Source organism: Ancylobacter pratisalsi (genome assembly GCF_010669125.1).
Lineage (GTDB): Bacteria > Pseudomonadota > Alphaproteobacteria > Rhizobiales > Xanthobacteraceae > Ancylobacter > Ancylobacter pratisalsi.
In genome coordinates, this window is sequence record NZ_CP048630.1 from 3,553,365 (window position 1) to 3,572,702 (window position 19,338).

Sequence of the window (19,338 nt, forward strand, 5' to 3'; positions counted from 1 at the left end):
CGGCACCCGTGTCGTGCCAGCCAGCCCGTCCATCGAGGGCGTGGCGGGCATGGAAGCGCGGTCTAGCGGCCACGGCGGGTGTAGGTCGCGGCGACCAGGGCGCTACCGTCGAGCAGCGAACCAACGTCACGGCCCGGTGCCATCGCAAAGCGGTGGCGGCCGATGCGGTGAACAATGGTGAAATCCTTGTCGGCGAGACCTTCCGCCTGGAAGGCCCGACCGATCTCCTCGGCGTCGCCGCCGACGATGGTGACGAATTCCTCGTCGCCGTTGTGATGGTGCTGTCTCATGTCAATTCCTCCGCTTGAGGTGTGATGTAAAGATTTCACACTCGACACGGAGTCACAAGAAATATAGCAATAAGAGCATGTTAAGCTGAAAAGGCTTGTAAAGTTTACAGGCCTGTTTTGTAAACTGAGCAAAGGAGCGGGCGATGTCCGCCACGGAAACGCGCATTGGCGGCCGGGTGCAGAGGCTGCGTCGGGCCAAGCGCATCTCGCAGGCGGACCTGGCGAGCGCGCTGGGTATTTCCGCGAGCTATCTCAACCTGATCGAGCACAATCGCCGGCGCATCACCGTGCCGCTGCTGATGAAGCTGGCCGGCTATTTCGGCATCGAGCCGGGCGAGTTGGTGGAGAATGACGAGTCCCGTCTCGTCGGCGACCTGATGGAGCTTTTCAGCGACGACATCTTCGCCGAGAACGCGCTCACCAATCAGGACATACGTGATCTCGCCGCCTCCAACCCCACGGTCGGGCGGGCGGTGGTGCGATTGTTCGACCAGTACAAGACCATGCGCGACGCCCGGCGCCGGGGCGGCGATGTGGTGCAGGAGGATGGAGGCTATCACCCCGCCACCGACGCGGTGTCCGACTTCATCCAGGAAAACGCCAACTATTTCCCTACGCTGGAGGCCGCTGCCGAGCGCGTGCGCCGGGATGTGGATGTGGCCTCCGATTCCTTCGAACACGGGCTGAAGACCTATCTGTTCAACGTGTTCGGTCTGAACTGGCGTTCTGCGTCGCTGCCGGCGGGTATCGCGCGGCGCTACGATGCGCATGCGCGCGAGCTGATCACCGCCGAAGTCCTGCCACCCGAATCCGCGCTTTTCGCCGTGGCCCACCAGCTTGGCCTGCTTGCGGCCTCGATGGAGATCGAGGCGCTGATCGAGGCCGGCAATCTCGGTGGCGATGCCCCCGTGCTCACGCGCAATGCGCTGGCGAGCTATTTCGGTGCGGCGCTGGTGATGCCCTATGAGCCGTTCCTGCGCGCCTGCCAGGAAACCCGCTACGATATCGAGCGCATTCAGCGCCGCTTCCGCACCAGTTTCGAGCAGGTGTGCCACCGCATGACCACGCTGCAGCGTCCGGGACTGGGCGGCATTCCGCTTCACCTGGTGCGCACCGATATCGCGGGCAACATCTCCAAGCGCTTCTCGCTGTCGGGCATCCACATCTCACGCCATTCGGGTGCCTGTCCGCGCTGGAACGTCTACTCCGCGTTTCTGCATCCCGAGCGCATCAACGTGCAGATCAGCCAGATGCCGGAGGGCCAGCGTTACTTCTGCATCGCGCGTTCGATCACCAAGGGCGGGTATCGGCACAACGCGCCGCGCCGGCATCTGTCCATAGGGCTGGGCTGCCACATCAGCCATGCCACGTCGATGGTCTATTCGGACGGGATGAACCTGGCGGATCCCTCACAGACGGTGCCGATCGGGGTGGGCTGCCGCATCTGCCCGCGGCTCGACTGCGAGCAGCGGGCCCAGCCGCCGACCGACCATCGTTTCACCCTGAACGAGACCGACATGGCGGAAAGCTTCTACGCCACCGCCCGTCGCGGCCTGTGACCCCTCCTCGGGCAGGCCTATGCCCGCCGGAGAGGCTGCGCTGGGGAATTGACCGCGCCAGCGTGGGCGGGCGCGGCATTGCGGCACGCGGCGCCCTGCCGGGCATGGGCGCACGGCTCCGGTCGTCTTCCTTGCCGCCGCGCCTCTTCCCGCCCGTCGGGTGGGCCGAAAGAGCGTTGAGGCGTTGACGTGACTACTGCTGGTTGCGCTGGGCCATCACCTGCCGGAGCGCGGACTGGCAGGGCTGCGAGAAGCTGCGGAAATTGTCACGCACACATCCCTTCACCGCGCCGTTCCCCGGCTGTACCCCGGAGCAGTGGGTGGCGATGTCCTGGCGGCAGGTCTGGACCAGCACCTGCTTCATTTCCGGCGACATGGCGTTCTGCGCCGAGGCCGCGCCGGCGAAAAGCAGGCCGCCGAACAGCGCGCCGATCATGATTGGATGTCTCATTGGCGATCTCCCAGGGGTCGCGGCAGGCGCGAGAACATAATGGCACGCGAACAACGTCCCGTCGCCGGCAAGGGTTCCATGCCGGTGGGCCGAAGCGTCATTCAGGGTGTTGATTATGGTCGCCTGATGGCGCCGACAGCCCGCGCCGTCGGGCGGTTTCGTGCCTGCTGCCGGGACGCGCCTCTGAGGCGCGGCTCGCGTCAGTGGACGCCCAGTTCCTTGCAGAGGAAGTCGCTCACCTCGCGCAGCTCGACATCGTCGACATACTCGCCTTCCTTCATGAACAGCTTCTCGAAGGGCAGGCCCTTGCGCTCGACCGCCTGCTCGATGGCGACGGCGAACTGCACGACGTCGATCGATTCGAAGGACAGGTCCTCCATCAGCTTGGTCTCTGACGTGATGCCGTTGGGCAGATCGATATCCCAGCCAGCGACCATGTCGTTGGCGACATTAATGACAGTAACTTCGACATCCGCACGCGTCGCAAGGCTCATAACAGACTACCCCCTCAAGGCAGGCTCCGGCTTCTGCCGACGCCCCCGCCACCCCAGTATGCAATATTCCTCATAGTGCCTGTGCGGCACCTGAGGAAGTCTCAAGACGCTGCAGGCAATGTTCGGGCCGGCGATGCGACGATTCTGCCGCACCTGGAAGCAAACATCATGCGGGCGGCATGGTGGCTCGTCCTACAGGACAACGGTACGCCGCCATCGGCATGGCCGAGGTCGCCGCAAGCCTGCACGTTTGACCCCTCTTTCCGCGCAACAATTCCGCATCATGAAAAGGCCTGACGCGCCCAGCGCACCAGGGCGGTCATTCGTCTTCCGGCGCCTGCGCGAGGAGGCCGCGCGCGGTCAGCGGCGGGCCTTCATTTCCATCCAGTATCTGGGCACGGACTCGATGCCCATTTCATCGAACGCCCGGTCCACCCCCTCGAACAGGCACGCGGCTGCGATGTCGACGGGATAGCCGCTCATCAGCACTTCCGCGAGGCCACCATAGGCCCCGATGAGCTGGAGGCCGCTGCGCGAGATAATCGACTCGCTGCGGCCCACGCTGGTGACCGTCATGCCGGCGGCCGCCACCTTCTCGGCCCAGCCCTCGGGCGACAGCCAGCCCTTGGCGAAGGCGCGCCCGCCACCCCCACGCTTGCGCGGGATCGGCGGTTCGCCGGCTGCGATGCGGGCCCGGTTCTTTTCGTCGAGAATGATCGCCGACTGCTTCAGCCATTCGGTGTAGATCGGCTCGCTGCCTTCCGGGAAGGTGCCGACATAGAACAGCGAGTTGAAGATGAATTCGCCACCGGGCCGCAGGATGCGGGCGACCTCGGCAAGGAACTTGTCCTTGTCGGGCATCAGGTGGATGGCGTTGCCGATCATGACGAGGTCAACCTCGCCATCTTCCAGCGGCAGTTCGTCCGCGCTCTGCGTGAGGAAACAGGCGCCCTTGGCCCCCTCGGCGCGGAACGCTTCGAGGCCGGAAAGCAGACGTCCGCGTCCGGCGAAGGTGCGGCCGGCGATGCCGGTCTGCTCCGGGTCAAGGTCGACGCCGCAAATGGCGACATCCGGCGCGCGGTCGAGCAGCAGGCCGGAGAGCAGCCCCGTGCCGCAGGCGAGGTCCGCGACGCGCCTCACGCCGTCAAGATCGATCTGGTCGATGAGGACCTGATTGACGGAGATGTATTCGGGCAGGTTGGCGTAGGATTCGTAGGTCGTGTCGACCAGGTTCAAGCTCATGAGACTGCCCCCCTTCGGCTAGGCTCTGGCGGATCGTGAAGCGTCACGCTGTCGAGCACCGACCGAGGGGCCGACGGCGTGGGCGAAGAAGTCCAGCGCGACCTCGCCGGCGTCGAAGCCGGTGGTGCCGCGATAGGCCGGCCAGCGCGGCCAGCGATGCCCCTCGCCGGTGACAGCGGCGAAGCGCAGCGGCGCACCGCCCGGCTGGGCGCTAAAATCCTGGATGTCGACAAAGTGGCCTTCCGGGCCGGCCACACGCACCGGCGCACCGGTCGCGACGGCGCGATTTCGGTGAACCCACAGCTCCAGCACGTCCTCGACCGGGATCACCTCGCCGCCATAGCCGCGGTTCTGCCCCCGCATGATCTGCCCGCCATGCCAGGGCATGATCTGGTCGTTGCGGTCGCAGATGAGCGCGAAGGGCAGGGGCGGGGCCTCGGCGACAGACCGGGCCATGCGCGCGGGCACCGAGGCGATGATGGCTGCCCCGCCGGCGAGAAGCGCCGGCCGCTCGGCGGCGAGGCGCTCGACGAACATGCCGCCATTGGAGACGCCGATGGCGAAGACACGGCTGGTGTCGATGCGCAGGTCCACGGCGAGTTTCTCGATGAGGACCTCGACGAAATCGAGATCCTGCGTGCTCTCGCCCAGCTCCGGGCGTCCGTCGACCCAGCCGGTCGGGGCGGAGGGGAAGGCGACCACATAGCCGCGCGCCGGCCCGCGGCTCGACAGGCCGCTGCCGCGCGCGAAGCGCTCGATCTGTCCCAGCCCGCCATGAAAGCACAGCAGCAATGGCGCGCCGGCCGTGGCGCCCGAGGCGTAGACCTCGGCCTCGCGCCGCGCGCCCTGGACGGCGACGGTGACGCGGCGCGGGCGCCGCCCCAGCCGGGGCATGAAAACCGGACGTCCGAGCCGCGCCCGCCGGCGCAGCCAGAAGAAGACGAGCAGTATCAGAATGAGGATGAGAACCAGGTTGCCGCCGCGCATCAGGTCGCGACCTTGTCGCCCAGCCAGACCTCAAGCCCGCCGTCGGGATTGTCCTGATACTCCCAGCCGTCGCCCCGCCGTACCGCCACGCGCGGGCCGAACACGTTGGCAATGCCGACGAACAGGCCGACGTCGGAGGACACCAGATTACGAATGCCGAAATTGTAGGGGTTTTCGAAGCCCTTGCGTGTCACCGGCAGCCAGTTGTCGCCGTCGCTGGTACGCCAGAGGTCCGCGCCGCCCTCATGATCGATGAGCTGTTCGCGGGTCATGAGCTGAAAAAGGCGCTGCACCCGTGCCGGGGCGGCGTCGTTCTCGGTCCAGCGCAGCGTGACGGTCCAGTCATATGTGCCCAGATACAGCCAATCCTTGTGGACGCCGAGCGTCCAGAAATAGCCGTTGAACAGATTGCCGAAGCCCGAGCGCATGACGCTGAGCGGTTCCCGCCGTCCATCGGGCGTGTCGCGCGGCTCGCCGACGATAAGGTCCCAGCTGTCGTCAGGGTTGATGCGTATCAGTTCGGAGCCGGCGGGGCCGACGCCGTTGACCCGGTCATAGCCCCCGCCCTGGATGCCGGATCCGACATAGACCGAGCCCTTGAAGCCGGTCATCGAGGCTACGGCCTGATTGAGCGGACCGCGATAGGCGCCCTTGTCGATTAGCTTGGTCCAGCGATAGGGCGGCTTGCCCTCGCAATCGCTGGCCCAGACCTGGAGGCCATCGAGGTTGAAGGTGCCCGCATAGAGCCGGTCGCCTTCCGCGCACAGGGTGAAAATGCCGAGATTTCCCACATCGCCGAAGCCGAATTCGCTGGCTTCCAGCCATTCGTTCGAGGCTGGATCGGCGGATTCGAACACCACCGGCAGTCCGGTTGTGTTCTGCTGTGCGCCGTCGGTGCCACGCTTGGCGGTTGGCGAGAAGAACATGCGGCCCTTGAAGGCCGTCAGGCAGCGGGTGGTGGAAATCGGCGCGTTCTCAAGAATGCCGTAGCGCGAAATCTGCTCGAAGGTGCGCCCGTCATAGGTCCGCATGATGAGCCCGCCTGGCGCGCGGCCGGGCGCCCAGGCCGAAACGTACAGCGCGGGGGCGGGATCGCCGGCGCCCTGGAAAATCTGCATCGAGCGGTAGCCGATCTCGCGCGGCACCTTGCCCCCGCCAATGCCGTCAACCATCGGCGCGCGGAACACCATCTCCCAGCTCAGTGTGCTGGGATCGTAGCACCAGATCTGCGCGCGGCGGTCGAGCTTGTAGAGCTCGTCCATGGTCTCCGGGCACTCCACCGGCCAGGTCGTGAAAGGCATGTCCGAGTAGGAGGACTGCATGCGCAGCATGCACAGATTGGAGCGCGTGGTGCCCAGATAGAGCTTGCCGTTGAACCACGCCATGGAGTGGGCGTAGTTGTTGTGCCCGTCTCCAAGGCCCGCCTTGCCGATGCAGGTGAAGTCGGCGCGCGAGAGGCCAGGCAGCGGCGCGGGATCGTGCGGGAAGCGCGGCGCCAGCATCAGCTCACCGCCTCGCCGCCGGCGACCGCAGGCGCAGCCGCCCGGCGCCGGGCCCGCTGGCGCGAGGGATACAGCGTCGGGTTGAGCAGGTAGGTGTCGCGCGGCAGGGTGATCAGATAGAGGATCACCTCGGCGACGCGCTCCGGAGTGAGAAGTTCGCGCGGGCGGATCGCGGCGGTGCCGCTCTGCTCCCACAAGGGTGTGTCGACGGCGTCCGGCAGCAGGGTCTGCACGCGGATGCCGATGCGCCCGACCTCCTCGGCAAGGGATTCGGAAAAGCCGACGACGCCGAATTTCGAGGCACAGTAGGCGGCGTCGAAGGGGCGACCCTGGCGGCCCGACGTCGACGACACGTTGACGATGTCGCCCTGGCCCTGCTTGGTCATCTGCCCCAGTACGGCGCGGTTGCTGAGGAAGGTGCCGGTGAGGTTCACCGAGAGAATGGTCTTCCACTCGTCGAAGCTGGTGTCGGACACCATGCGCGGCTGACCGCCGGTGCGCAGGATGCCGGCGGCAGAGATCAGCGTGTCGATGGCACCGAAGCGCTCGATCGTCTCGGCCGCCATGCGTGCCATGTCCTCTTCGCTTGCGACGTCGAGCACTAGCGCCAGCGCACGGTCGCCACCCTCGGCGGCAAGCGCGGCGAGACGTTCGGGGCTGCGGTCAACCAGGGTCACATTGGCGCCGCGGGCGAACAGCGCACGCACGCAGGCGCCGCCTATGCCGCCCGTCGCACCGGTGACGATCACAGTCTTGCCGCTCAGCGGGTCGGTCATGAGAGTCTCCAAAGCACTGTCAGCTTGCGCCCGGAGGAGCGCTGCGCTCCACCGGCACCGGCAGGATAATCGGCTCGGCGAACACCGCCGAGCGGTTCAGTTCGATCAGATCGAGCACGGATGTGGCGAAATGTTCCGCCGTGATCCGCCCGCCATAGGGGGCGTGCAGCATGGTGTCGGCGATCAGCGGCGTCTCGACCGGCCCCGGAAACAGGGTGTGCACGCGAACGCCTTGCTCGGCAACCTCTTCCGCGAGGGTGCGGAACAGCGCGGCAATGGCGAATTTCGAGCTGCAATAGGCCGGGGCCATCGGACGCCCGCCGAGGCCGTGCGGCGTGGTCGAGGAACTAACCGCGGCGATGTCGCCGTCGCCCTGCGCGATCATCAGCGGCAGCACCGCCTTGACGGCCAGAAACACGCCGTGAAGGTTGATGTCGATCACGCGCTGGAAGGTGGAAAGCGGCAGGTCGCGCGTGGCACGGGGCAGGCGGTCGCCGCCGGCGGGGCCCTCGCCCAGCGCGGCTGAGGCCAGCAGAAGGTCAACGCGGCGATAGTCGGCCAGCACCGTGTCGAGCGCGGCGAAGGAACTCGCCGTGCCGACATCGAGGGCGAGCGCGCTGTGGCGGCCGGGGCCAAGCGCACGCAGCGTGTTCAGCGTGGCGTCGAGGCGGGCGGCATCGCGCCCGACGATCACCACCGAGCTGCCTCGCCGGGCCAGTTCCTCGGCGATGCTGCGCCCGATGCCGCTGCTGCCGCCGGTGACGACGCTTACATGCTCCGCTTGCAAATCAGTGGCTCCGCCCCAGACGCTCGTTGCCGCGCAGCAGGGCCCGCAGCCGGCCTCGCCGGTTTTCCAGCGAGGGTGGGCTGATGCTCTCGCCGCGCAGTTCGTTGATGGTGAGGAAGCGGTCGACCGCGCGCGCGAAGCGGACCGGTTCGACCACCGGGAAGAAATGCCCGGCGCGCGGCACCTGGATCAGCCGTGCTCGTGGGAGGTGTTCTTGTAGGGCGTAGGCGGTCGGCAGGCAGTGCGAGAGCTCGCCGAACAGAAGCAGCGTCGGCGCCGTGACCCGGGAGAAGAAATCGCTCTCCAGCGGCGTCTCGTCCTCGAGTTCGGTGCCTGCCGTCGTGCTCGCCAGCATGGTCTGCCAGTTTTCGCGGCCGCGATTGCCCATGTCGCGCGAGCGCAGGGAAATGCGGCGTGTCGGGCGGGCGACGCCGGTGCCGGCGAGGTCGCCGCCATATTTGTTGAGCTCGGACAGCAGGCGGAAATCGATGATCGAGTCGTCGCTTGGCGGCTCCTTGAGCCCCAGCGACATCAGCTCTTCCTTCCACTTCTTCCAGTGCGGCCAGTCACGCAGCCGGATCAGCGGCTGAAACGCCCGGATCTGGGTGTCGGCAACCACGAGGCTGCGCACTTTTTCCGGGTGCAGGCCAGCGAAAGCCAGCGCCACCCGCGCGCCGAAGCTGTGGCCGACAATGTGCGCCTGCTCCAGACCCAGATGGCTCATCAGCGCCGTCAGGTCCGCCACCATGCTGGGCAGGCGGTAGCTGTTCGGCGGCATGGAGGAACGGCCGTGGCCGCGCAGGTCGTAGAGCAACAGGTGCCGGCTCGTCGCCAGATGCCGGCCCCCGCCCAGATACCAGAATGCGAGGTTCGCCCCGAGACCGTGAATGAGAATCACGTCCTCGCCCGCGCCCATGCGCTGGTAGTGGACCTCCAGGTCGTTGAGGGCGAGCATCGGCATGGAACGCGTCCGAATAGGGCGGCGCGCCCGGAGCCGGCGGCCCCGGGCGCTGGCGCGGATCAATCCATATAGCCGAGGATCTTGAGCTGCTTCATCAGTGCCTCGCGCTCTTCTTCGCTTGGCTCATCACGCTCGTCGTCGCTGGCGCCTGCCGCCTGCGTCGTGCCGCCGATGACGGCCTCGCGCTTGTCGGCGAGCGTTTCCTGCGGCACGCGGCCGTCGAGGTCGCTCGGCACCGGCAGCCCCATCAGGGTGAGGATGAGCGGGGCGATGTCGAGCAGGCTGAAGTCCTCGACCCTCGCGCCCTTGCGGAAGCTCGGGCCGTAGCCGATGAAGATGCCGGCCGGACGGTGGGTGCCATCGGCCTCCGCGCGCTGGGAAATGATCTCGCGGGCCTTGAGGATCGAGACGAAACCGCCGTCGCGCAGGCGCAGCGTGATGTCGGGGCAGGGCTCGACGAAGCTGGTGCCGCGCAGCTTGTTGAGATCGGCGCCCATGACGATCTTCTCGCCATTCACCGGGTCGCGGATCTCAAGCAGCTCGGCCTGCAGCTTCATCGCGAATTCGAGATAGTCCTCCTCCTTCACACCGCTGCCGGAGCCGAGGTCTTTCTTGATGTAGATCGCATTGCTGCTCGGCGTGGGGCAGAAGGCGGAGGTCGCCTGCCACTGGATCATGCCGAGATGGTCGCGGATCTTCTCGGCGGTGAGCTGGCCGAGCGAGTCGTCGGCCGCGGTGTTGGACCAGGTCAGGTAGCCGTTCCGCGACAGCCATTCATTCACATAGAAAATCTCGGTGGTCGGGCCGAAGCCGTGATCCGAGGTGAGGATCACATCGGTGTCGGGGCCGGCCGCCTCGACCATCTTCTGGATATTCTCGTCGAGCTTGCGATAGAAGCCGAGGCAGAGCTGGCGGATCTGCTGGTACCACTCGTCGCCGTCTTCCTTGACGAGCGCGGGGTCGACAAAGCGCCAGAACAGGTGCTGCACCTTGTCCGGCCCGTCCAGAACCACGGCGGTGAGGTCGGTCGGGTCGGTATTGAGGATGTAGGTCGTCATGTCGGCCCAGGCTGAATCGCGCCGGTCCTGCAGGTCGATCCACTCGACGTGTTCACCCTCGTGCAGACCCTGCACGCACTTCTTTTCCTCGCCGATATCCATGCCAAGGTCGCGATAGTCGAACTTGTCCATGGCGCGGACAGTGTCGAACAGGCTCTTGGGATGGATGCCGTGCCGCAGGTGACGCCAGGGCACGAAGCCGGAGATGACGTACCCGTCGATCGCGGGTGCCGGCGACATGCCGTAGAAGTTGAGGCTGGTGGCGCGCTTGCCGCCCCGATTGGCGATCGACCACAGCGTCTCGCAGTGATTGTCGCGAAAATCGTTGATCTTCAGGAACACACCGCCGTCCCGCATCGTTATCGGGCGCAGGAAGTCGTAGATGCCGTGTGCCTCCGGGCGGCGGCCGGATACCATCGAGGTCCAGGCAGGAGGTGTAAGGGGATTGCGCGTCGACATCAGGTTGGCACGTACGCCATTGTCGAGAATTGACCCGAGAAATGGCATTACTCCCTGCTGGATCAACGGATCCAGCAAAGTGAACGTGGCGCCATCGAGCCCAATCATCAGCACTTTCATCGAACCGCAATCTCCACTGCCGCCCCCGGCACGATATGTCCCAGCATGAACTATTTCCACGCCCATTCAGGAAGCGAGAAACGTCTTCTTTTCGCAACTGCGAGAGCTTATCATCGGCACAAATCGATGAAAAGGCAGCGCGCAGGCAAGGTGCGTTGGTACGCTAACATGATGCGCCGACCCGTTTCCCAACGATTGGGGCACGTACAAGGCGACGCGGTTTCGGGCAGGCAAGATCGGTGCCGCGCTCGTCTGTCAGACTACGAGGTGACTTTATGAACGGGAAGCGGGAGGTCCGGGCGACGGATTCAAAGATCTTCGCTCAGGCCCACGAAACCCGTCCGGCGCATGACCGTGCTGGCAACGGCACGCTTACGGACGATACGTCTGCGCAGGACAGCGTCGCAGACACCTTGCCCGCCCCGGCGGCGCGGCTGCGGTCGCGCGCGGCAACGCCGCGCCCCTCGCCGGTGGTGATCGAGGATGTGATCCCGGTCAATGACACCAACAACGGCAAGGTGCAGCAGATGCTGCACCTGCAGGACTTCCTGCACAGCCCGATGAATTTCGATCTCAGTGCGGCGACGCTGGACAGTTCCAGCCCGCCCGAGGAGATCGAGGCTCACCTTGAGGACCTGCGCCACCGTATCGGCATGCTCAACGCGCTGTCGAAGGTGCTGGTCGAGGAACTCGACATGCTTGAGGCGGCCCTGCTGCGCAGTCGCTCGCCGCAGGGCGCGACCGATTAGTCGCCCCCCCCCGCGCTACTGGCCTTGCCCGCCGTCGGTCACCGGGGCGCGGCCGCGAGGCGCGGCGTCAACCCGGCTGGTTGTCGCCTTGCCGGGCCAGGCTCTGCTCGGCAGGTGGTGCCATTCGCGGTTTGAATGTCGGATCGCCAAGGAATTCCGGGTCGTTCCCCAAATTCGCGCCGACCGGTCCAAGCCTGGAAAACGGCGAATGTTCCGGGTGCATCATGGCATCCAGAACGGCGTCGTCGCAGGCCAGGTCAAGCGCGGTGCACAGCTTGCGCAGCGTCATGCGCGGCGCCAGCTCGAACGCTTCCACCGACAGATCCGCCACCTGTTCCGCGGGAAAGGTCTCGAAGAAGGCGGAAAGGGCGGCCTGCTTCTTCTGCGCGGCGCCCGCTGCCCGGGAGGCTCCCGCGTTGTCCGTATCGATCAGCCGCACGACACTGGCGCCGGGGCAGGCGCGGGCGATGACCTTGAGCGCGTCGGGCTTGAGTGAATAGGCGCGGCTGGGATCGACCATCCGCCGTGGTGCCACCATCTGGCGCAGCTCGTCGAATATGCGCCAGCTTGGCAGGCTCATCCGCCGGATCATCCAGCGGCGGGCCATGGCGATCGTATCCATGTTCTGCTCGCCGGCGACCAGATGCGCGACCGCGCGCAGCAGCCCGTGCAACTGGCCATTGTGCGGCTGGTTCAGCTTGAACGACATCTCCTCGAGATTGTCGCCGACAAGCAGGTTCAATTCGGGCATGCCGAAGCAGGCCGGGTGCTGCCCCAGCATCGCGCCGATCATGGCGTGGTGCCGGCTGGTCGGAGCGTCGAGGATGAAGATGGGTTGGGCACTGTCCAGCACGTCACGTTTCCGTTGTTCACTCGCTGCCGTGGTGATCTTCCCGCATCAGGGGATCCACGACCAGACCTCGACCTGGAAGAAGCGCATGAGGAAGCGCAGGAAAGCCTGCCACGTCATCATCTGCTCGCCGTCAATCTTGGCGTAGCCGGTCATACCGGATTTCAGCGCGCCGTCATCATTGGGAATGGTCGCCTTGACGCGCACCACCATGCCGTAGCTGCGCTTCTCGGCGGCGGGGGCGATCGAGACCACCTTGCCGGTGATCGGCCGGTCGCTGTAGCCCCACGCCTTTATGCGCACCTCGTCGCCCGGCTGGATCAGCGAGATGTCGGCCTCCGGCAGGTCGATCTCGGCGTCGACGGTGCGGGTGTTCTCGGTTTCGAGCAGCGGCTGGCCGGAGCGCAGCCACTTTCCGATCAGCAGATGCAGATTGGGCGTGACCACGTGTCCGTCCGCCGGGGCGCGGATGTCGGTGCGCTCCAGCAGGTCCTCATTATAGGCCAGCTCGGCGGAGAGCCGGTCGACATCGGCCTTGCGGGCGTCGATCTCGCTCTGGGTGGCGGAGCTGCGCACCAGCGCCAGATCGGCGATGGCGACGTTCAGCTTGGCGACATCGCTGTCATAGCGGGACTTGGCACGCTCGAAGGCCGCAGGCGAGGCCGTTCCGGTCTTTTCCAGCTCGGACTGGCGCTTCATTTCCGCTTCGGAGAAGGCGACGCTGGCGCGCTGGGAATCCACTTCCTTCTCGGCGACCTCGATCTGTTCGGCCTTGGCGCCCTCGACCAACTGCTGGAGCCTCGCCTTCGCTTCGGCAAGGCGGGCACGGGTCACGGCAACATCGTGTTCCTGATCCCAGGACGAGAGCTTGCCCAGGATCTCGCCTTCCTTCACCCAGTCGCCCTCGCGCACCGTCACCCGGACGATCTCGCCATCGGTGCGGGCATTGGCCTGGTTTCGCCCGGTCGGCAGGATGTTGAAGGAGCCGGAAGCCTCGTATTCGTAGGGCAGGAAGGCTACGGCCAGCAGGAAGAGGCACACGATGGCCCAGAACACCCGGCCCCAGGCCGCGATGTTGGCGCGGGGCTTGGCGGTCGCGGCGCCCTTGTCGGGAGCGACGGAGGGCTTGCTAGCTTCCGTTGCGGGCGGAAGGACCCACGGCGTGCGGTGGCCGCGCGTGAACATGGACACGAACCACAGCGCGCAGGAGACGCACAGCAGCAGGAAAATGCCCATTCCGGCGCCGCCGACCTCCACCTCCAGCACAATCGCCATATAGGTCAGCAGGGTGCCGACGAAGAGAAACGCGCAGAGCACCGCGCCGATGCCGAACAGGATCAGGGCGGTTTCTTCCTCGGGCTTCACCATTGCCGGGCGTGGCCGGCCGGTGAGCCAGTTGCGCAGCGAGGCCAGCGCCTTCTTCTTCAGGTTCGGTTCGCCGAACCAGGTCGTCATCCAGTTCATGCCGTCGGCCGGCATGAGGGGGAAGGCGATGATGATGAACTCGATCAGCGCGGCCTGAGCCACCACCAGCGCATAGTTCGAAAGCGTGGAGCCGCTGCCGTGGAGCATGCTCCACAGCAGGGTGCCGCCGCCGAACATCCACAGGCGGGTAGCCAGCGGGGCGCCGTACGCCCAGAGCTGGCCGGAGCGGCTGAGGGTCGGGATCGCGGATTTGTCGACAAAGAAGCGGGGCAGAATGCCAAGTTCGACCACGATGCCGAACTGCTTCACCTTGCCTCCGCTGTGCTGGATCACCGTGCCTTGTGTCAGGCGGGCGGAAAAATTGACGATCAGCAGGCTCACCAGCGTGCTGGCGATGGTCGACCATGTCCAGGAGATCGCCCTGAGGTCGGCCGAGAACAGATTCCATTTCTGGAACATCACCGCGCCGGCGAAGACCAGCAGCGGCCAGAGCAGCCAGTGCAGATAACGCATAGGCCAGAACAGCACGGCGAGAAGGCCGAAGAGCAGACGGGGATTGAACAGCGAGACACGATCGGACGGCGCGCGCGGGGCTTCCTCGCCCGCTCGGCCACGGCCGGCAAGGGCCGCGAACAGCGCCTCGCGGCCGCCTCCGCCCATTCCGCCTCCGCCTAAACCGCCGCCCAAGCCTCCACCGCCCAGACCACCACCAAGCCCTCCGCCACCGAGACCCCCGCCGCCGAACCGGCCGGCGAAACCTCCTCCGCCCAAGCCGCCGCCAAGATCGCCGCCACCGAGGCCACCGCCCAAGCCGCCACCACCCAGACCGCCGCCACCGGCGCGGCCCTTGCCGCGGGCACGCGGCCCTGAGCCGGCAGCACGTCCGCCGGCGCCGAACAACTCTTCGTCCATGTCACCGAAAAACAGCTCGGCATCGAAATCCGACGCCGCGATCGCCTCGCCACTCCCGGCCCCGCTGTCCGTGGACGCGGTCTTGCCCGATGCGTCCTTAGCCGACGGGCCTTTGCTCGCCGGTTCCGTCGGCGCGCCGCTGACCGGCGCGGGCAGCGCGAGACGCTCGCTCGTGGGAAGCGTGGATGGTTTGATCCGCCGTGCGGGTGCGCCCGCTTCGCTGGCCGCGCGGCGTGCAGCGGTTCCCAGATGCTTGGGCGTGACGCGTTCGCGGGTGGACCTGCCACGGGCGGCGCGGCTGGTGTCGGGCGCCGGCGCCTGTTCGTCGGCCGCCGGCGACGTGCTTTTGTCGGGTGATCCGGCTTTCGGGCCCGCCTCGGCCACCGTATCGGACGGTGAGATCTCGGGCGAAGGCGCGGGAGCCGCGGGAGGGTTCGCTGTCGACGCAGTCTCGGCGCTTTCCCGCCGTGCCGTCGGCGGAACCCGGTGAGCCGTGATGTCCGGCGGCGCCTGCGGGCGACGGATGGTCTCGTCGAAGTCGTTGAGCCCCTCGAACATGGCGGCATGGTCGTCCGCGGATATCGACGCGGCAGGGTTTGTCAGCGGTGCGGGCGAGGCGGCCTTGTCTTCCGCTTCGGGCGCGGAGGTCGCACTCTTGCGCGAGCGAGGTGTGTGCCGCGCGCTCGCGCGCGCCAGTTGGGGCTCGTCCCGGGGGGCGGCGAGATTGGCGTTTCGTATGCCGGTGGCGGGCGCTGGCGAAGCGTCCCTCGCGTTCGGCGGCGTGTCGGCAGGCGTGCGCAGGTTCCGGCGCGCCGCCGAAAAGGCGGCCGGCGAGGCGGCGCGAACCTCCGACGCCGCCGCCGTGCGCGCGGCGGCGCGTGCGTCGGACCCCGTCAGAAGGTCCGCCGCGCGCAGCCGCTCCAGGATCTTCCGGCGCGCGAAGGGATCGATATCGCGGCCGAAACGCTCGCGGAAGCGCCGATAGGCATCGGCGCGGCGCGTGTCGTCGAAGAGGTCGAACAGGTAGACGTCCGCGCCTTCGAACAGGGTCTCTGTTCCGGTCGACGGGTCGGTGACGCGAATGACGCCGGCCGCGTCGTCACGCTTCACCACAAGGTCGGGGCGCAGGCGGCGTTCGGCGGCACGGGGCATGTTCGGGCGGGAGGCGTCAACCATGACGGTGCATATCGCTCCGGTTCATTCCAGCCGCCAGCCCCTCGGTGCAGGCACGCGCCATGCGTCGCGCGGCGCTGGGCCGGGGAAGGCCATCACTGGGGAAGCTGTCACATGCGATCATCGGCGCCCGCCACCAATCCTGATTCAAGAATGATCATCCACCGACTTGATGACATCAAGGCAGAGGCAGGCACTCATGCGTTCATTCGTCCGTCGCCATGGCATGGGCCGCGCTTGCGTGCCCCCGTTGTCGTCGCAGGACTGGTAAGATTCAGTCAACGCGGACGTGGCAGGTCGCGGCTTCTGGACTCTATGTTGCATGATTGCCCAACCTTCCGGGCGCCTGCGGCGCCGTTCGTTCACCGAACGGTCGACCGCGCCCGGTTCGGGTGCGGAGAAGAGAGGTTCGAATGGGCGCAGCCTATAATAGGTTCAAATATAAGATTCATGTGCTTCGTTTATATGCACCTCACGACGCAGAGTTTCAGAAGTTCGCGTCCTCGGGTGGCGCCTGATACTCAGCGTTGAAAAATGTACTACCGAAAAATTGTACTGTCGGCAGCGGTATATCCACAGCGGTATCTGGCCACGTAAAGCTGCAGCGGCAACGAGTTTCGATCGTCCGCACTTGTCAACGAAATACTGAAGAAGTAGGCTGTATGCTGCATTGCGGAATTTAAGTCACAAGCGGGCCAAGGTCAAATGGGCGACCTATATTTATAGGCATATGCGCGTGGCATGGGGTGAGTTGAAATGGTCGGGTTGCGGGGCGGTCGTCGGGGTGCGGGGGCTGAAGATCGATCCGAGATTCAGAATGCTGTTGCGGCCCTGAAAAATGGCGACGCGGCAGGCGCGCGCGCGTTGTTTGAAGAAATCGTGAAGCGTCGTCCCGGTGAAGCCGTCGCCTATGTCGGGCTGGGGCGGGTCTACTTCATGGAAAAGGACTTCGAGGCCGCGCTCGAACATTTCCAGGCCGCTCTCGACATCGATCCCAAGCAGCGGATCGCGCTTCTCTTCAGCGCCGAGTGCCGCGCCAAGCTGGGCGACACGGTCGGTGCCATGGAGGAGTACGAGGAAGCCAGCGCGGCTGATCCTTCCCGGGCCATCGGGCAGATCCGCCTGAGCAAGCTGCACAAGGAGCGCTCGGAATTCGATGAGGCCGAACAGCGCCTCAAGGAATCGCTCGCCCTCAATCCGCAGCAGGCGCCGGTGCGGCTCATGCTCGCCGACCTGTACGAGAAGCAGGGCAAGACCGAGGAAGCCCGTGAGGAGCTGGAGCGGTTGCTCGACCTCAAGCCGGACAGTTCGATCGCGCTCTACAAGCTGGGCCGCCATGCACTGCGCGAGAAGAAGTTCGATCTCGCCTGCCACCTCCTCGAAGAGGCGGTGGAGATTTCACCGGAGAGCCCGGTTGTCAGATACGCGCTCGGTGGTGCCCTCATGGCGCTCGGCAAATACGCCGACGCGATCGCCGCCTTTGATAAGGCGCTGGAGTACAATCCGAAGCTGATGATGGCCTCGCTCCAGATCGCCGACTGTCATGTGGCGCTGGGGCAGCATCAGGAGGCGCTGGCGGTGCTCGGCAAGCTCGCGCGCAAGCATCGGCGCGGGGGAATGGTGCACAAGCGCATTGCCGACATCTACACCACGCTCGGTCGCTACGGTTACGCCGTCGAGGAGTACCGCGCCGCCGTGTTCAATATCCCGGACCTGCTGGACAAGAACGCCGACATTGCGGCGCTGATGGAAAGCACGGATGAGGACGAGCAGCTCGCCCGGAAATTCCAGGTCTGCTTCGCCGATATCAAGGACGAAATGCAGAGCAATCCGGAAGCGCGACCGAACATGCAGGAAGGACGCGCCGCGCTTGGCCGCCGCTCGCGCTTCGGGCGCCGTGAACACTGATTAATCGGAAATCGATATTATGCCGCGTAATCTTGTTATCATGATCCTCGATAGCTGCCGTTACGACAGCTTCGTAAAGGCCCGTTCCACGAATTTTCGCCGTCTCGGCGAGATTGAGCAGCGCTGGTCGTATGCGTCTTGGACCGCGCCTTCACACTATTCCTATCTCATGGGCCTCGTTCCGCACCGTTCGCCGCAGCACGTGTATGCGTCCGAGGTATACAAGAAAGACTTTTCGAGTTGGGTCGATCGGCTGAATATTCCCGATCTCGGTTTCAACAAGTTCATTCCGCAGCTTTCTCTCGCCAAGGTTCTCAGTGACCATGGCTACATCTGCAAGGCGAAGGTGTCGATGCCGGTTCTCAACGGCTTCACCTTGTTGAACAAGTACTTTGCTGATTACAAATTGATGTCTAATCACAACGATTTTGCAGGCATGGTGAAGGAAATCGAATTCACCAGCGACAAGCCGCACTTCTATTTCCTGAATCTCGGCGAGACCCACTATCCTTATATGCTCGATGGCTCGAAGCTCCCGCATATTTCGGGCGTGCACGGCGCGATCAAGCAGCTGTCAAAGGGCGAGGATGGTGGCGGGCGCGTAGGCACGGAGAGCGAGAGCTTCTTCGACGCGAAGGCACTGAAGGAGCTGCATGAGCAGCAGATCCGTTGCGTCGACTATGTCGACGAACTGTTCGGTGCCTTGATCGAGAAGAGCCCGCCCGACACCTATTTCGTGGTCATGGCCGACCATGGTGAGGCATTCGGCGAGGGAGGCTATTTCGGCCACGGGCCGGTGATGCACGAGAAGGTCTTTGAAGTCCCCTTCGTCGAAGGGCTGCGCCCCGCCTGACGGCAGGACCGCAAGGGAGTATGATGCGGATGGAAAGCTGGGGGGCTTTCGCGTTCGACAGTCTGAAGCGCACGGGGGCGATTGATGAGTGCCGAAAACGACGACAAGTTGATGGCGAAACTTGCGGAGCTCAAGCGGCGGCGGGCGGAAGCCAATGCGGCGGAGGGCGGCTCCGAGGCGCGGACGCGTACCGCGCCTAAGGCCGCTGGCGCGGCGGAAGATGTTTACACCAGCGTCGGCGAGGCGGGTGGCGAGCAGCGCGGCGCGATGCTTAAGCGGCTGATGGCAAACAAGGAAGGTGGCGGCGGCGATAAGCGCGGCGCCTTCCTGCAGCGCCTGATCGCCAAGAAAGCGGGCGAGACGGGCGGCGGCGAGGGCGAGAATAGCGAGCGCCGCGGGGCCATCCTGAAGCGGCTGATGGCCAATAGAGAAGGTGGCGGCGGCGGCGAAAAGCGCGGGGCCATCCTCAAGCGCCTGATGGAAAAGGATGGCGAGGGCGGCGAGCCGCGCGGCGAGATGCTGAAGCGGGTCATGGCACGCAAGCAGGAAGGCGGCGCTGCCGGAGAGGGCGGCAAGGCTGGCGGTGCGGCGCTGCTGCGGCTTCTCGAGCGCCGTCTGGAGCAGCCCGACGCCGATCCGCAGGCCTCACGCGAGCAGATCGAAAAGCTGATCCAGAAACTTGAGGCGCGGCTGCACAAGCTCGACGCCGGGCCTGGCGAGGAAATTCACGACGGCGAAACGCCGACGGACAAAGCCGACTGAACGCCAGGACGGCGTTGTGG

At 65.7% G+C, this 19,338-nt stretch carries 17 protein-coding genes; 5 read left to right on the forward strand and 12 right to left on the reverse strand.

Annotated features, from left to right (window positions below; all coding sequences use genetic code 11):
* Positions 1-62 precede the first annotated feature (62 nt).
* Complete coding sequence (locus G3A50_RS16690) at positions 63-290, reverse strand: hypothetical protein (protein WP_163076307.1); 228 nt, start codon at positions 288-290, stop codon at positions 63-65.
* A 143-nt stretch (positions 291-433) separates the two neighbouring features.
* Between G3A50_RS16690 and G3A50_RS16695 the strand changes: the two genes are divergently transcribed.
* On the forward strand, positions 434-1,849 hold the full coding sequence (locus tag G3A50_RS16695; protein ID WP_163076308.1) for a helix-turn-helix domain-containing protein: 1,416 nt from the start codon (positions 434-436) through the stop codon (positions 1,847-1,849).
* 193 nt (positions 1,850-2,042) lie between these two features.
* Here the strand turns inward: G3A50_RS16695 and G3A50_RS16700 are convergent, their stop codons facing one another.
* From G3A50_RS16700 to G3A50_RS16740, 9 genes are all read right to left on the reverse strand, one after another.
* Complete coding sequence (locus tag G3A50_RS16700; protein ID WP_163076309.1) at positions 2,043-2,300, reverse strand: cysteine rich repeat-containing protein; 258 nt, start codon at positions 2,298-2,300, stop codon at positions 2,043-2,045.
* Between the two features lie 200 nt (positions 2,301-2,500).
* The gene (locus G3A50_RS16705) at positions 2,501-2,794 is read right to left on the reverse strand and encodes an acyl carrier protein (protein WP_163076310.1); all 294 of its coding nucleotides are present in this window, start codon (positions 2,792-2,794) and stop codon (positions 2,501-2,503) included.
* A 360-nt stretch (positions 2,795-3,154) separates the two neighbouring features.
* Positions 3,155-4,036 (reverse strand): class I SAM-dependent methyltransferase, encoded by an 882-nt coding sequence (locus G3A50_RS16710; RefSeq protein WP_163076311.1) that lies wholly within the window; start codon positions 4,034-4,036, stop codon positions 3,155-3,157.
* An 18-nt stretch (positions 4,037-4,054) separates the two neighbouring features.
* Positions 4,055-5,023: a CE1 family esterase gene (locus G3A50_RS16715; protein WP_163076312.1), complete on the reverse strand. Its 969-nt coding sequence runs from the start codon at positions 5,021-5,023 to the stop codon at positions 4,055-4,057.
* The gene (locus G3A50_RS16720) at positions 5,023-6,525 is read right to left on the reverse strand and encodes a hypothetical protein (protein ID WP_163076313.1); all 1,503 of its coding nucleotides are present in this window, start codon (positions 6,523-6,525) and stop codon (positions 5,023-5,025) included. Before G3A50_RS16720 ends, G3A50_RS16715 begins: the two co-directional genes overlap by 1 nt.
* Entirely contained in the window at positions 6,525-7,301 is a 777-nt protein-coding gene (locus G3A50_RS16725) for an SDR family oxidoreductase (RefSeq protein WP_163076314.1), read from the reverse strand. Before G3A50_RS16725 ends, G3A50_RS16720 begins: the two co-directional genes overlap by 1 nt.
* 19 nt (positions 7,302-7,320) lie before the next feature.
* A complete protein-coding gene (locus G3A50_RS16730; RefSeq protein WP_163076315.1) occupies positions 7,321-8,088 on the reverse strand; it encodes an SDR family NAD(P)-dependent oxidoreductase in 768 nt (255 codons plus the stop codon).
* Position 8,089: 1 nt separating this feature from the next.
* Positions 8,090-9,049: an alpha/beta fold hydrolase gene (locus G3A50_RS16735; protein ID WP_163076316.1), complete on the reverse strand. Its 960-nt coding sequence runs from the start codon at positions 9,047-9,049 to the stop codon at positions 8,090-8,092.
* Positions 9,050-9,108: 59 nt separating this feature from the next.
* Positions 9,109-10,686, reverse strand: a complete 1,578-nt coding sequence (locus tag G3A50_RS16740; protein ID WP_163076317.1) for an alkaline phosphatase family protein — start codon at positions 10,684-10,686, stop codon at positions 9,109-9,111.
* A gap of 275 nt (positions 10,687-10,961) precedes the next feature.
* On the opposite strand from G3A50_RS16740, the gene G3A50_RS16745 reads away from it, so the two are divergent.
* Entirely contained in the window at positions 10,962-11,435 is a 474-nt protein-coding gene (locus G3A50_RS16745) for a hypothetical protein (RefSeq protein ID WP_163076318.1), read from the forward strand.
* A 67-nt stretch (positions 11,436-11,502) separates the two neighbouring features.
* Here G3A50_RS16745 and G3A50_RS16750 read toward each other — a convergent pair whose 3' ends face one another.
* Both G3A50_RS16750 and G3A50_RS16755 read right to left on the reverse strand, forming a co-directional pair.
* Positions 11,503-12,228: a sulfotransferase gene (locus G3A50_RS16750; protein WP_163076319.1), complete on the reverse strand. Its 726-nt coding sequence runs from the start codon at positions 12,226-12,228 to the stop codon at positions 11,503-11,505.
* 105 nt (positions 12,229-12,333) lie between these two features.
* On the reverse strand, positions 12,334-15,798 hold the full coding sequence (locus G3A50_RS16755) for an HlyD family efflux transporter periplasmic adaptor subunit (RefSeq protein ID WP_163076320.1): 3,465 nt from the start codon (positions 15,796-15,798) through the stop codon (positions 12,334-12,336).
* Between the two features lie 753 nt (positions 15,799-16,551).
* On the opposite strand from G3A50_RS16755, the gene G3A50_RS16760 reads away from it, so the two are divergent.
* From G3A50_RS16760 to G3A50_RS16770, 3 genes are all read left to right on the forward strand, one after another.
* The gene (locus tag G3A50_RS16760) at positions 16,552-17,703 is read left to right on the forward strand and encodes a tetratricopeptide repeat protein (RefSeq protein ID WP_246251803.1); all 1,152 of its coding nucleotides are present in this window, start codon (positions 16,552-16,554) and stop codon (positions 17,701-17,703) included.
* A 19-nt stretch (positions 17,704-17,722) separates the two neighbouring features.
* Positions 17,723-18,556, forward strand: coding sequence for a sulfatase-like hydrolase/transferase (locus G3A50_RS16765; RefSeq protein WP_163076322.1), 834 nt, complete (start codon positions 17,723-17,725; stop codon positions 18,554-18,556).
* An 84-nt stretch (positions 18,557-18,640) separates the two neighbouring features.
* Positions 18,641-19,318 carry a hypothetical protein gene (locus G3A50_RS16770; protein WP_163076323.1) on the forward strand — a complete coding sequence of 226 codons (678 nt, stop codon included), beginning with the start codon at positions 18,641-18,643 and terminating at the stop codon, positions 19,316-19,318.
* The last annotated feature ends 20 nt before the right edge of the window (positions 19,319-19,338 follow it).

What these genes read in the sequence shown, in the direction of transcription:
- G3A50_RS16690 (WP_163076307.1), bottom strand. Translation starts at nt 290, where the DNA reads ATGAGACAGCACCATCACAACGGCGACGAGGAATTCGTCACCATCGTC.
- G3A50_RS16695 (WP_163076308.1), top strand. Translation starts at nt 434, where the DNA reads ATGTCCGCCACGGAAACGCGCATTGGCGGCCGGGTGCAGAGGCTGCGT.
- G3A50_RS16700 (WP_163076309.1), bottom strand. Translation starts at nt 2,300, where the DNA reads ATGAGACATCCAATCATGATCGGCGCGCTGTTCGGCGGCCTGCTTTTC.
- G3A50_RS16705 (WP_163076310.1), bottom strand. Translation starts at nt 2,794, where the DNA reads ATGAGCCTTGCGACGCGTGCGGATGTCGAAGTTACTGTCATTAATGTC.
- G3A50_RS16710 (WP_163076311.1), bottom strand. Translation starts at nt 4,036, where the DNA reads ATGAGCTTGAACCTGGTCGACACGACCTACGAATCCTACGCCAACCTG.
- G3A50_RS16715 (WP_163076312.1), bottom strand. Translation starts at nt 5,023, where the DNA reads ATGCGCGGCGGCAACCTGGTTCTCATCCTCATTCTGATACTGCTCGTC.
- G3A50_RS16720 (WP_163076313.1), bottom strand. Translation starts at nt 6,525, where the DNA reads ATGCTGGCGCCGCGCTTCCCGCACGATCCCGCGCCGCTGCCTGGCCTC.
- G3A50_RS16725 (WP_163076314.1), bottom strand. Translation starts at nt 7,301, where the DNA reads ATGACCGACCCGCTGAGCGGCAAGACTGTGATCGTCACCGGTGCGACG.
- G3A50_RS16735 (WP_163076316.1), bottom strand. Translation starts at nt 9,049, where the DNA reads ATGCCGATGCTCGCCCTCAACGACCTGGAGGTCCACTACCAGCGCATG.
- G3A50_RS16740 (WP_163076317.1), bottom strand. Translation starts at nt 10,686, where the DNA reads ATGAAAGTGCTGATGATTGGGCTCGATGGCGCCACGTTCACTTTGCTG.
- G3A50_RS16745 (WP_163076318.1), top strand. Translation starts at nt 10,962, where the DNA reads ATGAACGGGAAGCGGGAGGTCCGGGCGACGGATTCAAAGATCTTCGCT.
- G3A50_RS16750 (WP_163076319.1), bottom strand. Translation starts at nt 12,228, where the DNA reads ATGATCGGCGCGATGCTGGGGCAGCACCCGGCCTGCTTCGGCATGCCC.
- G3A50_RS16755 (WP_163076320.1), bottom strand. Translation starts at nt 15,798, where the DNA reads ATGGTTGACGCCTCCCGCCCGAACATGCCCCGTGCCGCCGAACGCCGC.
- G3A50_RS16760 (WP_246251803.1), top strand. Translation starts at nt 16,552, where the DNA reads ATGGTCGGGTTGCGGGGCGGTCGTCGGGGTGCGGGGGCTGAAGATCGA.
- G3A50_RS16765 (WP_163076322.1), top strand. Translation starts at nt 17,723, where the DNA reads ATGCCGCGTAATCTTGTTATCATGATCCTCGATAGCTGCCGTTACGAC.
- G3A50_RS16770 (WP_163076323.1), top strand. Translation starts at nt 18,641, where the DNA reads ATGAGTGCCGAAAACGACGACAAGTTGATGGCGAAACTTGCGGAGCTC.